Source organism: Vibrio sp. Vb0937, assembly GCF_033338855.1.
In genome coordinates this window covers 1-12561 of the sequence record NZ_JAWOTK010000018.1, presented here as the reverse complement: position 1 = coordinate 12561, position 12561 = coordinate 1, and the positions used below count along the sequence as shown (strand labels likewise).

The window sequence follows — 12561 nt, the reverse complement described above, 5'->3', positions numbered from 1 at the left end:
TCAAACACCAAACGCAGCCTAACTGCATAAAAGATAAGATACAAAAAGAGCACTGAATAAAAGTCAGTGCTCTTTTTGTATTCCCATAGCGAGTTACTCGTCTTGATACTTTTCGAGTTTGTTATAGAGCGTTTTCACGCTAATGCCTAACTCCTGCGCTGATTCCGTTTTATTACCTTGATTCTCTTCAAGGGTATTGAGAATGGCGGCTTTTTCTAGCTCTTCTAGCGAAACGCCCGCCGGAACAAGGTCTTCGATACTGGTGCCTGTTTCCAATGGTGGTGTGTCGAAGATAAGATGTTCATCTCGGATGGTGTCATCAGCCAAAATGAATGCACGCTCGATCGTGTGTTTGAGCTCACGGACATTACCTGGCCAGTCGTGTGCAGCGATTTTTTGGATCGCAGAGTCAAGAATCGTTTTGGTTTTTGCCTCATTGGCGTTGCGGTGCGCAATAAAGTGCTTGGCCAGACCTACGATATCACCGCCTCGTTCTCGCAGTGGCGGTATCGTTAATGGGAAATGCGATAAGCGGAAAAACAGATCTTCACGCAGGAACTGCTCCTCAATGGCGATTTTAGGATCACGGTTTGTAGCAGCAATGATGCGAGTATTAGCGATATGAACTGTATTACTGCCAACTGGGCGATACTCTCCGGTTTCTAGCACCCGCAATAGCTTCACTTGATGCTCGATAGGCATCTCGGTGATTTCATCTAAAAATAGGGTGCCGCCCTCTGCCTGCTTAAATACACCTTGGTGAGTTTTATTTGCTCCGGTAAAAGCGCCTTTCTCATGGCCAAACAGTTCACTATCAACCAATTCAGGGCTAATGGCACCACAGTTAATCGCTATAAAGGGCTGTTGTTTACGCTCACTCGCTAAGTGGATGGTCTGCGCCACCAGTTCTTTGCCTGATCCACTTTCACCGACAATAAGGACGTTGGCTTCTGTTTTAGCAACGCGCCTGATCATACGATAGAGCTGATGCATCGGAGAGGAAGAGCCGACCAAAAGACCAAATTGGTCAAGATCGCTGGTGGACACTTTACGCCCTTGATCTTGTTTGTGTTGATAGTACTGGCTGACTTCGCTCAGGGTGTCCGTCAGAATGGCAATATCAACGGGCTTTCTGTAGTGAAAAATAGCACCCAAGTTCATCAGCTTATCCAAGTTCTCGTTTGGAGCGCCTGAGCTAATGATGATCAAGTCCATATCGTAGATGTCTTCGATATTAGAAAGACGTTGATAATCTGCACTAGTAAAGTGGGCGACTTCAACAATCGCAACTTCCGGTTTGAGTTGTAGGAAATCTTCAATCCATTGGTCTGCGGCATCGATGTCATGCAGACGAAATTTGTTCAGTTCCTGGCAAGAAGCGATGGCATTTTTAAGTGATGGATCTTGTATTCTTAGAAACAGGCTTGGCATCGACATAGAAATGTCCTCTTTACTATGACAGAAACAATGTACGTGGATTATTCTCACTTCACAAGACAAAATATTGTCAGCATAGATTTAAGGGTTTGTTCGGTATTTTTATGTTGTTAGCCCCTTTTTGGTATATATCGGTGAGAGCCATCAGTAGATATTTCCTTTTGTTCAGATTTTTATTTTTAAAATAATAATTTTGCTATTAATTGATTCTGGAGAAATAGCCTTTCTGTTTTATCAGGTTATTTCGGCACAAGTGACGGAGGCTTTATCACCGATTAAAAATTACATTTTTTACGTGTAAATAATTCATGCTTATACTTTATTGCTCATCTCATTTTTACCTCTTTTCTTTATTAGTTAATTAAAAACAATAAGTTATAAAGTTGGCACATGGTTTGCTCCTAGGGAAATGCAACGTCAATAAAGGAGAATTACCATGAATAACATCGCAGCTAAAATTGTACTTACGTCAGTTCTTGCTACTTCATCTACAGCAGTCTTAGCGAGTGATAAATGGGAAAAAGAATCCATGGACGCTTGGCTAGATGGTAAAGCTGAAACCACGCTACTGCTAAACAGCAATCTCAACTCTTTTGATATCAATACCGATGTTGAGAATCAGGTCGTTACCCTTTCTGGTTCGGTAAACAATGATCTTGAAAAATCACTTGCCGAAGAGCTTGTTACTGGTCTTGATGGTGTGAAAAAAGTAAACAACGAATTGTCAGTAGTGAATGAAGGCAAGAAAGAAACTGATTCAGAAGCTTTAGCTACACTGACCGATTCTAAAATCACGACTATAGTTAAAACGCGCCTACTAATGGATACCAATGTGAGTGGTACGGATATTGATGTAACGACAGAACACAAAACGGTAACGTTGGCAGGTAAAGTTAATTCAGATGCGGAGCATGATCTTGCAATTTCAATTGCAAATAACACCAATGACGTAAATAAGGTGATTGATAAGCTAGAAGTGGTTCAATAATAGCGAGCCGAGTGATTTAACCCACTTTTATTAGGAGGTAACACTATGGTTCGTTGGATGTTTATTTTTCTGGCACTGGCACTAATTTCTGCACTATTAGGCTTTACCGGTATTGCAGGAGCTGCTGCCTCTATCGCGCAAGTGATATTTTACCTATTCCTATTGTCATTAATTGTATCAATAGTGATTGTTCTGCTGGGAAGAAAAAACGTAAATAGATAGGAGATTCCATGCGACTTACGTCATTTATTTACCGTATCGCCGCAGTATTCGGTTTGGTGTTTGCGTTGGCAGCTTGTAGTGAAGAAGGGCCAATGGAACAGGCCGGCAAAAAGATAGATGAAGCCGCCGAAGAAACCCAAAATGCGATTGAAGATGAATGTGAAAACATTAAAGAAAATCTAAACGCTGAAGACCAAGACTGTTAGCCGAATCAGGTTAGGTTTTTTACGCATAGCTATGTAAGAGAGGGGCGGTCAATAACCGCCCTTCCTTTTGTCCCAATTGTTTACAATCAGATAAGGAGTCAAAGATGAAAAACATATTTGATGTACTGAAAGAGAGCCATGAAAAGCAACGCCTTTTACTCGATGCTCTGATGGAAACGTCTGGAGATTCCCCCGCTCGTGAAGAGTTTTATCACAACCTTAAAGAGGAACTCGAACAGCACGCAGCGGCAGAAGAGCGGTTTTTCTACGCGCCTTTAATAGATAGCGATAAGACCATTGATCTCACTCGCCATGGCATCGCAGAGCATCATGAAATTGATAAAGTGATTGCACAGCTTGATGCAACCGATATGAGCTCGCCAGCGTGGCTCAACCTAATGAAAACCTTACGTCACAAAGTGTTGCACCATCTTGAGGAAGAAGAGCAGCGTTTCTTCCAGTTAGCCGGCAAGGTAATGACCGATAAGCAGAAAATGAAACTAGCGGATGGTTATGTTGAAGAGATGGCAAGCTAGGTAGAGTGTTGGACCTTTTCGTGCCATTTCGGCACGGGAAGGCACTCAATCAAGGCGTTTACTCAAGTTCATGTATCCAAGCTCAATCCCCCGCGTATTCTAACTTCCACTAAAAAGTGCACTCGCTGAAGGCAAGGAGAGCGAATGTTTATCATCAAATATTATATTCTTGGCGCTCTGATCAGTTTATTGGCCGCTATCTATACGCCTCAAATTATCGTTAGTCTGCTGTTCTTGTGGATATCTCTTTCTTTAGCGTTGGTCAGCGTAGCCTACGTATTCGACATTCCCTCTATTTTTAGAAAAAACCAAGATGGCAAGATTGTCAGGTGGATTCGCTGGGCATTCATCCCATTTTTATTGGGGGCTAGAGCGTATAACGCCTGGGAAAGACGGCGTGATACTGTACCTCCAATCCAAAAAGTCAGCGACAATTTATACCTATCTCGCCGTTTGTTTCAGAGTGACTTAGATTTTCTCGAATCCAATGAGATCTCTTGTATTGTCGATGTCACCGCAGAATTTGCAGGCCTTGAAAGCGCGATGACCGACAAGCAGTTTCATTACCTTTCGATTCCGGTACTCGACCACAAAGCCCCAACGCTAGAGCGCCTGCGCCATGCGATTAACTGGATTGATACTCAAATCTCGTGCTCGCGGGCAGTGGTTGTGCATTGTGCGTTAGGGCGTGGTCGTTCAGTGTTTGTTGTGGCGGCGTATTTATTAAGCAAAGACCCGTCACTGACGGTTGAATCCGTGATGAAAAAAATCAATGACGTACGCAGTACCGCGAGATTGAATAAATTACAGATTAGAACGTTACGAGCGATCAGTGAAAAAGGCGTGCTAGGGCTGGATCAATCCACTTGGATGGTGGTTAACCCTGTTGCAGGTGGCGGAAAATGGGAGGAAAACGAACAGCACTTGATTCGTGAACTAACCAAAAAATATCGCTTGAGTATTCATCAAACCACCACAAACCTCAGCGCCGAGCAGCTAACACAACAGGCAAAAGAAAGTGGAGCTAAGCAAATCATCGTAGCTGGTGGCGATGGCACAGTAACAGAGGTGGCGAGCCAATTGGTGGATACCGACCTAAAACTCGGTATTGTTCCGCTCGGAACTGCCAATGCGTTATGTCATGTGCTCTATGGCGTTGGCGTAAAATTCTCACCGGTCGAAAAAGCGTGTGAAGCGTTGCTTGGCGGACACTGCCAACGTATTGATACTGCGGACTGTAATCAGCGGCTTATTTTATTGGTCTTAGGCATTGGGCTAGAACAGAAAATGATCGAGCACGCTCAGCGAGAAGAGAAAAATGTTTTTGGACAACTCGCTTACCTCACCGGCTTTTTTAATGCTGTAGTGGCGGAAGAAACGCAAGCTTTAACCGTTTCGTTAGACGATCCAACTGAAGATGGAAACCACGACAATAATACACAAACGCTTGAAGTCCATAGTTTTGTCGTTGCGAATATCGCTCCATTTAGTACGTTGCTTGCCCAAGGTGGTGATGCGCCGCAGCCTGATGATGGCAAGCTGCATATCACATATTTAGATAACACCGAGTCTTTAGGCGGACGTCTTATCGCATTGTCGGATCTGACATTAACGAGCGTAGGCGCACAGGAAGAATCGACACATTTTCAATACGCGACGGCTCAGAGCGTCACTATTTCTGCGAATAAACCGATTGAGTATGTGATTGATGGTGAACTGTATTCTGATGAGCAACTGGCAATCAAGCTGCGTCCAAAGTCATTGAACGTATTTGTTCCAAGCCAGAGAGGTAAATCAGCTTCGCTTTAACACAGATAATCCGCGGATAACGCGCCATTTGCTTCGTATTCTACATGGCGCTTTTTCTGTGTTGTTTGATGATTTGGTGTGCGTCGTAAAAAGGCTATCAAGGTCGCTGCGTAGTAGATGCAGCGGCTTTTTTCTATCTACACCTTTTACTAGGTTGATTGGGGATGAGGGTTAAACAAAGTGAAAGAAAGAAGGGCGAGTATAATTACTCACCCTGAGGTAAGTGCTTTTCAATTTCATCGTTTTCAACTTGTAAAGCAGCTAACCAATAAGAAACAAGTGCGGTTAAGTTGGTGTCGTCAATGGCTCTAAGCAGGGCTTTTAAATCATCTAACAGTAGTTTATTCATAAAATGCATTTCTTTGTAATTGCCTAACTCGGCAACGCCGTATTCGGTGGCATTTTCTGCAATGAATTGTTCACCATCTTGATCGAAGAACAGCTTCGCCATCTTTTTGATCATCACTTTTTCTATTTTCACGAATCGATATGCCGCTCTTGCGAGTGTCATGTGTGATTGCGGGTTAACGAGAGGCAAACACGTTTGGCGATGGTGTGTCATTTTTACGAGTAGCTCCCTTACTCGATTGTTATCCAATGTCATAGTGACCTCTTTATTTATGACTATTGTCGTGGGACATTTCTCGTGATGGTTATGTTAATGCGCCTGTGGGCTTGTCAGAAATGGCCAAAGCAAGTTGGCCATTTCTTTGATCAATACCGAGCTTTATTGCAAAGGCGACCACCAAGTTTTAGCTAATAAGGCTGATGCTGCTGAGTTTTTCTTTGCAGCTTTTTATATCGCTACGAACTTTCAGCAGAACCGAGTTATCCGCCTGCTCTGGGTGGGAAGTAATCAAATTCTCAATCTCTTTGAGTACCTTGCTTTCGACACCTTCAAGCTGTTCTAAATACATAGACTCTTTGTCAGAGGACACTTCCTTCATCACGTCGCTGTAGACCTCACGCGCCTTGATGGTGTAGGAAACCGGAGTGTCGTCGGCAGATTCTTCATTGTTACTTGCTAGAGAGTAGGGAGTGAGCTCAATGACTGCACGCTCACGTACTCTGAGCAGTTCTACCAACACATTATTCAAAGAAGTGTTGTCGATGTTCTCGATGGCCTTGTTGTAAATTTCATTTCCGCTTTCGATAAGCTCAATGATTGAGGCGATGTTTTCATTTTTCATATGCCACTCCTTATTTACTGGTGATAGGGGTGTTTGAGCGTATGGAATACAAACACGATGTTTCGTCTTCAGTTGCAGGTTGTATGCCAATGAACTTTAAGTCTTATTAATCAGTGACTTAATATCTTGTTTTGCAATAACTTGCTAACAGTCGGTAAGGCGCTAAGAAAAAATTACAAGAATGGCGGGGAAAGCCTGGAAAGAATTACACGTACAGATACGGCTTTTTATCGAAATAAAAATAAAATCAATAAAAAACAATAACTTAAAATTCTGGCATGGATATGGCTTTGTAGGGAGTAAGTGAGGTCAAACATTGTTTCACTTGATTCACTATTCAACTCATTAATGGAGGCTAGTTATGGCTACTACAAAAGAAAGCACAGTAAAACCTCAAGAGCAGTTAGAAGAAGCATATCACTTAGCGGAACAAGCCACGACGGAAGCCGTTGGCGCGATGAAAGACCAAGCCAAAGAGAAGCTGGATGTCGGTGCGCAGCAAGTTCAGCAGGCGACTAAGTCGGCAGAAAATGTAATCAAGGAGCGCCCATTGCTGAGCATAGGCTGCGCCTTCCTTGCTGGTTGGGCGGTTTCGAAGCTGATCAAATAATAGTGGTCACCAAGGATTAAGCCACACAACAGAAAGGCGAGGCTTCACATGAATAACTCAGGGCAAGTTACCAATCAGCAATCAGGCTCGGCGGCTTCAGACAGCGGCCGAGCCCCTGATGGGGCAGAAGAACAGGATATCCAACAAACCATTAATGGTTTGAGCAGCATTCTTGCGCAATTGGACCAACTGACGACATCGCTAAAAGCATGGTCAGGTTCAACGTTGGATTTGTTCCTCTTGGAGATGAAAGTTAACGTGTCCGCAGTGCGTCAGATTTTGCTGTGTACCGTTGTTTTTACCCTATTGTCGGTATTGTTCGTATTCAGTTTGTGCCTTGCCTCTGGGGTGGTGGCTTATCAGTTAACTGCCAACGTGTATGTTGCCGTGGGTGTATTTATCACATCATTAGGCTTGGCATTATTTGCTTTAGCCTGGTGGCAGAAGCGTTTAGTTGGATTTCTTGGATTCAAAAATACGACAGAACAATTACAGGAGGGGTGGGATGCGCTCGCTACAAAAGCTCAATCGAGCCATGCGGATCAAGCGGATGGAAGGTAAAGCGTCTCTAGAGCAATGCTGTTTGTCGATGGAAATGTTCACGTTTACCACCAAGAAGTTTGTGAGAGAAAACCCTTGGACGACATTAGGCATTAGTGCTGTCGTTGCCGTTACCGCAGCAAAAGCAGGTCGATTGTCTCGACTGACTTCTTCTATTTCGTCAATGGGGCTATTGGTTAGCAGCGTGTCTGATATTGCCGATTCGCTCACAAAGCCGGTCGCGGCAGCTTCTCTGGATGAGTCAGATGCGGAGCAAAATGGAAATGCAGCAACACAAGTAAGCAACGCTGCGACGACAGAGGGCGAACCACTCTAATAGCGGATTTCACCGCAAAATTTTCTTACCGATTCTGAGCTTATTATGACAGCGAAATTGAACATTCCTGCCAACACTGCGATTGGTGCAACGCTTCTCGTCCTGTTACTCGTCCCAGGGCTGTATTTTGCCAAGCCAATATTGTTACCTATTGTGCTTAGCACCTTTATTTCTCTGCTGTGCAGTCCTTTCATTAATTATCTTGAAGACAAAGGCTTACCACGTGCTATTACCGTCGTGTTGACGCTGTCATTCCTCGTTGGCGCTTCAATTATTGGTCTTGCCGCCATGTCGGAGCCCGCCAAGCAATGGTGGTCTGAGCTGCCCAGTATCGTGAAAAATGTGTCGCAAGAAGTAAGCGAAGTTACTAAAGCTTCGGCTGATCACCTTAATACTCCATTGAATATCGCCAACGATATGAGTATGGATGAGGTCGGGAACAACACCGTATTTTCTTTGGTAAAAACGCTCGCGACCACTACGCCGACGATTTTGACACAAGCGATGATCGTGCTGTTTATGGTTTACTTTATGCTCAATCATGGACGAAGCTTATTTCGAAAGTCAGTGTCTTACTTACATGGGTTCGCCAAACAGCGCCAAGCGATTGAGTTGGTCAAAGCGCTACAGAAAGACCTATCTCGATACATTGGCACCATCACTTTAGTGAATGCTGGGCTGGGGTTGAGTGTCGGGGCCGTGTTTTTTGTTCTAGGCCTTGAAGATCCATTTCTATGGGGCGCATTTGCAGGCGTGATGAATTTTGCGCCGTACCTCGGCCCTGTCATATCCATGATGAGCTTTGGCTTTGTTGCTTATCTTCAGTTGGAGTCGGTCAGTTTTATGCTGACGGTTGTGTCTATCTATTTACTGCTCAATTTGATTGAAAGTCAGTTTGTTACACCAACACTATTGGGGAAAAGGTTTAATTTAAACCCATTAGTGATTTTTGTTTGGCTTGTTTTTTGGGGCTGGCTTTGGGGCGGAATGGGACTATTGATCGGTGTGCCGTTGCTGGTTTGTATCAATATTTTGGTTGATCGCCTAGAGCTGTGCCAATCAGCCCAAAATCAAGCAAAGCAAATCACCTCCGCGGACGTGGCACCGCGAGAGTGACTTGAGGAGCAAGCTGGTTCAATGAAACAGTTTTTCAGCGCTCACTGGCTGACTAAATAAATATCCCTGACCATAAATACAGCCTTTTTCGAATAAATAATCGGCTTGTTCCCGAGTTTCTATCCCTTCCGCGACGACTTTCAACGACAGCGTTTTTCCCATGGCAATAATGGCATTCACAATCGCGTTGCTGTCGCTATTACTTGGGACATCACTGACAAATGAGCGGTCAATTTTCAGTTTGTTGATTGGCAAACCTTTCAAGTAAGACAAAGACGAATAGCCAGTTCCAAAGTCATCCAGAGAAATCTCAATACCCAGCTCTCGTAATTGATTTAACGATGCAATGGCTTGTTGAGGGTCGATCAGTAAAAAGCTCTCTGTGATCTCCAAATCTAACCGTTGGGCAGGGTATCCGGTGTTATCGAGGATAGTACTTAATCGCTGAATGAAATTTGACTGCTGAAGCTGCAACGCAGAAACATTGACGGCGATTTTGCCAAACTCGATGCCTTGGTCCAGCCAAGCATTACCTTGCAAACAAGCTTGTTGTAACACCCACTCACCAATACTTTGAATCAGCCCTGTTTTTTCTGCAATTGGAATAAAGTCTGCTGGTGGTACAAGGCCAAACTCTGGATGCTGCCAGCGTAATAAAGCTTCCACGCCGACAATCGAATTTTGTTCCAAGTTGTATTGCGGTTGGAATTCTAACCGGAGTTGTTGTTTTTCTATTGCTTGATGCAAAGCGGATTGAATGCGTACATGGGATACGGATTTATCGGTCAAATCCGGTGAGTAAAACGCGTAGCCGTTGCGTCCATTTTTCTTCGCTAAGTACATCGCGGTGTCTGCGTTTTTCAGTAAGGTTTCACTGTCTTGACCGTCTCTTGGGTACAAGGCAATACCAATACTGGTCGAGACACGAAGTGAGTCGTGATTTGCCAAGTCGAATGGTTGCTGGAATACGCTTAGAATATCGCCGACGGTTTCCAGTAAGGCAACATCACTATGGATGTCTGGCAAAATAATCACAAATTCATCGCCGCCAATGCGAGCCACATGCGCATTGAGGTGAAGCACATCTTGCAGACGAATCGCTAACTTAGACAGCAATTGGTCACCACAGAAGTGGCCCATGCTATCGTTGATGTGTTTGAAATGGTCGATATCTAAGAATAGGGTGGCAAACGTCTGCTGGTTTTTGTGTCCGGTTTCGATGTGTTGTTCGAGTAAGCTGAGTAAATGGGTGCGATTAGGTAGATTGGTTAATGGATCGTAAAAAGCCATGCGCTGCAGCTTTTCTTCGTGTGCCTTACGCACAGAGATATCTTCAAACACACAAATGTAGTTAATAAGGTGGTTTTTATCGTCCATTACGGCGCTAATGGTCGCTAATTGCGGATAAATGCTGCCATCTTTCTTTCTGTTGATGAATTCGCCTTTCCATTGGCCTTTGTTTTCGAGTTGATGCCACAACTGTTGATAGAAACCTTGATCATGATGGCCTGAGCGCAGGATTCGTGGGTTTTTTCCTATCACCTCTTCAGAGCGGTAACCTGTAATTTGGGTAAAAGCCGTGTTTACATCAATGATGTTGGCATTGCGGTCTGTAATGACCATGCCTTCTTGCGAATTGTTGAAAATTTGGGACGCTAAGGAGAGCTGCGTTTCTACCATTTTTCGGCGGGTGATGTTACGTGTCATCCCCAGAATGCCGATTAAGTTTCCCGCATGATCACGGACAGGAGACTTAATGGTTTCTAGCCAAGTGGGGTTATTGTTTTCATCAATTTGACGGCATTCTTCAACAATATTTTGCGTGCCAGTGGCTACCACCAATTTATCGGCATCAATGAATTTTTCCGCACGTTCATGGCTAAACAGGGCAAAATCGTCTTTTCCAATGATTTCACTGTTGGTTTTTTGCCACGCGTTTTCTACGCTTCGGTTGGTCATCGAATAAAGGCCATCCATGCCTTTTATCCATACGTGGTCTTCAAGGCAGTCGATAAACTCTTGTAGTGTTGGTGTTGGCTTTATTTCCGCGCTTTGATGTCGCGTTTGTTCTTGCTGACAGTGCAAGTTGATATCAAAGCTGATCCGCCCCGCGATTGCGCTTAGCCATGCCGAAACAACCGTCGATTGATCATTAGGGTGAGTCAATGTCAGTACGGCAAGCAATTCGCCATTAGGTAGCCAAATCGGTCCTATGCTCAAGGTTTGCTCTTCAAAAGGGGTATGGCTAACTGTAAAATCTGTCGGCGTAAAGTGATCGACAACTTGCGTTATTACATCGACGATAGCACGATGATTTTGGGTTGAGGTGGACACCTCAGTCGATAGCCACTGCTGAGTATCGCTCAGAGTATAAAGCTGTCCCTGAGCTTGAGTTACATCACAGCATTGTCGCAGAACGTGTTGCCAGTCTGCCATCAAAGGCGAAGGAATAGCGAAGCGAAACATAATTAATAACGAGTCCTAAATCGCCCAAAGGTAATTATATTAGAATCTAGCGTAAGCTATTGGGCTTTGTGAGTATCGTATCCAACGCGTAGCTAAATCCTAGCAGCGTAAAGTGCTTTCTATCATTAAAATGTTATCTATATCTCTTTTTTATCCAACTTATTGCATCGTTTTTTAGGGCTTTTGATAGGTGATTAAGAAGCGTTTACCGCTTTGGTTTTCTTGCCCCATGAGACTTGCTGAATGACTAAGCCACTGATGATCAACACCAGGCCAATCAAGGTTGAAGGATGAATTTCTTCGCCGATGATAGTAGCTAACAACATGAGTGAGATAAATGGAGAAGCAAAGATCAGATTACTGATACGCGCGGTGTTTTGCGTTGATTTGAGTGCGCTCAGCCACAAAACGAAAGTGATCCCCATTTCAAACAGTCCGACATACGTCACCGCTGCCCAGCCTTTAGCTGAGATCATCTGCCAGTTCGCACCTTCATAAAGACTTAAACCAATGGCGAATGGAATAGCGACCAAAAAGCCGAGCAGAACGCCAACCACAGGGTCGGCCTTATTTTTGGTATTTAAAATCCAGTAACCGGCCCACAGCAGCGTTGATAGCAGCGCAAGACCAACACCCAACGGGCTCTCAAATTCCATGCCTAAAAGATTGCCTTGTGTGGCAATCACTATCACGCCGACATAACTAAAACCGCAAGCCAGCCAGTCCTTACCACGGATCTTTTGTCCTAAGAAAACAGCGGCCATTAGCGTTAAGGTGATGGCCCAGCTGTAGTTGATCGCTTGAGCCTGAGATGCGGGCAGCAAGTCATATGCTTTGAACAGAATAACGTAATACGCCAAAGGGTTAATCAACCCAAGCAGTAGGTAATACCAAGGGTTTGAGAAAAATGTAGCGCTTAACTGGCCCAGTTTACCTTGCACACCACAGATTACTGTTAGCGCAATCGCAGAGACGATGCTGGCAATGCATAGCATTTGAATCGGCGTAAATTCTGCCAACGTGAGTTTAAATGCGGTTGCAACGGTAGACCAAAGTAATACTGCTGAGAGCCCAAATCCTAGGGCGCGACGCTCGTTCATGATG

Annotated in this window: 14 protein-coding genes; 9 read left to right on the top strand and 5 right to left on the bottom strand. The window is 44.3% G+C overall.

Translation table 11 applies throughout. The features are described from left to right. Positions 1–93: 93 nt before the first annotated feature. The gene (locus tag R7P67_RS17750) at positions 94–1437 is read right to left on the bottom strand and encodes a sigma-54 interaction domain-containing protein (RefSeq protein WP_005382945.1); all 1344 of its coding nucleotides are present in this window, start codon (positions 1435–1437) and stop codon (positions 94–96) included. A 436-nt stretch (positions 1438–1873) separates the two neighbouring features. Here R7P67_RS17750 and R7P67_RS17745 point away from each other — a divergent pair, with 436 nt between their 5' ends. The 5 genes from R7P67_RS17745 to R7P67_RS17725 all read left to right on the top strand — a co-directional run bounded on the left by R7P67_RS17745 (position 1874) and on the right by R7P67_RS17725 (position 5198). After that, complete coding sequence (locus R7P67_RS17745) at positions 1874–2425, top strand: BON domain-containing protein (protein WP_047103707.1); 552 nt, start codon at positions 1874–1876, stop codon at positions 2423–2425. Positions 2426–2470: 45 nt separating this feature from the next. After that, complete coding sequence (locus R7P67_RS17740) at positions 2471–2647, top strand: DUF1328 family protein (protein WP_005379177.1); 177 nt, start codon at positions 2471–2473, stop codon at positions 2645–2647. An 8-nt stretch (positions 2648–2655) separates the two neighbouring features. Beyond that, positions 2656–2853, top strand: coding sequence for a hypothetical protein (locus R7P67_RS17735; RefSeq protein WP_005379178.1), 198 nt, complete (start codon positions 2656–2658; stop codon positions 2851–2853). A gap of 104 nt (positions 2854–2957) precedes the next feature. Further along, a complete protein-coding gene (locus R7P67_RS17730; protein ID WP_005379185.1) occupies positions 2958–3389 on the top strand; it encodes a hemerythrin domain-containing protein in 432 nt (143 codons plus the stop codon). Between the two features lie 144 nt (positions 3390–3533). Then, positions 3534–5198 (top strand): diacylglycerol kinase family protein, encoded by a 1665-nt coding sequence (locus R7P67_RS17725; protein ID WP_170890701.1) that lies wholly within the window; start codon positions 3534–3536, stop codon positions 5196–5198. Between the two features lie 205 nt (positions 5199–5403). On the opposite strand, the gene R7P67_RS17720 is transcribed toward R7P67_RS17725, so the two are convergent. Beyond that, the gene (locus R7P67_RS17720; RefSeq protein WP_005379193.1) at positions 5404–5802 is read right to left on the bottom strand and encodes a hypothetical protein; all 399 of its coding nucleotides are present in this window, start codon (positions 5800–5802) and stop codon (positions 5404–5406) included. Between the two features lie 148 nt (positions 5803–5950). After that, positions 5951–6388, bottom strand: a complete 438-nt coding sequence (locus R7P67_RS17715; RefSeq protein ID WP_005379194.1) for a DUF2383 domain-containing protein — start codon at positions 6386–6388, stop codon at positions 5951–5953. A gap of 361 nt (positions 6389–6749) precedes the next feature. Between R7P67_RS17715 and R7P67_RS17710 the strand changes: the two genes are divergently transcribed. The 4 genes from R7P67_RS17710 to R7P67_RS17695 are packed head-to-tail and all read left to right on the top strand — an operon-like array spanning position 6750 to position 8991. After that, entirely contained in the window at positions 6750–6998 is a 249-nt protein-coding gene (locus R7P67_RS17710) for a hypothetical protein (RefSeq protein ID WP_005379196.1), read from the top strand. 48 nt (positions 6999–7046) lie between these two features. Beyond that, the gene (locus tag R7P67_RS17705) at positions 7047–7559 is read left to right on the top strand and encodes a phage holin family protein (RefSeq protein WP_047103713.1); all 513 of its coding nucleotides are present in this window, start codon (positions 7047–7049) and stop codon (positions 7557–7559) included. Next, on the top strand, positions 7549–7875 hold the full coding sequence (locus R7P67_RS17700; RefSeq protein ID WP_050550070.1) for a hypothetical protein: 327 nt from the start codon (positions 7549–7551) through the stop codon (positions 7873–7875). The genes R7P67_RS17705 and R7P67_RS17700 overlap by 11 nt, the downstream gene beginning before the upstream one ends. Before the next feature lie 45 nt (positions 7876–7920). Beyond that, entirely contained in the window at positions 7921–8991 is a 1071-nt protein-coding gene (locus tag R7P67_RS17695; protein WP_054576814.1) for an AI-2E family transporter, read from the top strand. An 18-nt stretch (positions 8992–9009) separates the two neighbouring features. On the opposite strand, the gene R7P67_RS17690 is transcribed toward R7P67_RS17695, so the two are convergent. Both R7P67_RS17690 and R7P67_RS17685 read right to left on the bottom strand, forming a co-directional pair. Then, positions 9010–11457: an EAL domain-containing protein gene (locus tag R7P67_RS17690; protein ID WP_170890700.1), complete on the bottom strand. Its 2448-nt coding sequence runs from the start codon at positions 11455–11457 to the stop codon at positions 9010–9012. A gap of 194 nt (positions 11458–11651) precedes the next feature. Continuing rightward, positions 11652–12557 carry a DMT family transporter gene (locus R7P67_RS17685; RefSeq protein ID WP_017635023.1) on the bottom strand — a complete coding sequence of 302 codons (906 nt, stop codon included), beginning with the start codon at positions 12555–12557 and terminating at the stop codon, positions 11652–11654. Between the last annotated feature and the right edge of the window lie 4 nt (positions 12558–12561).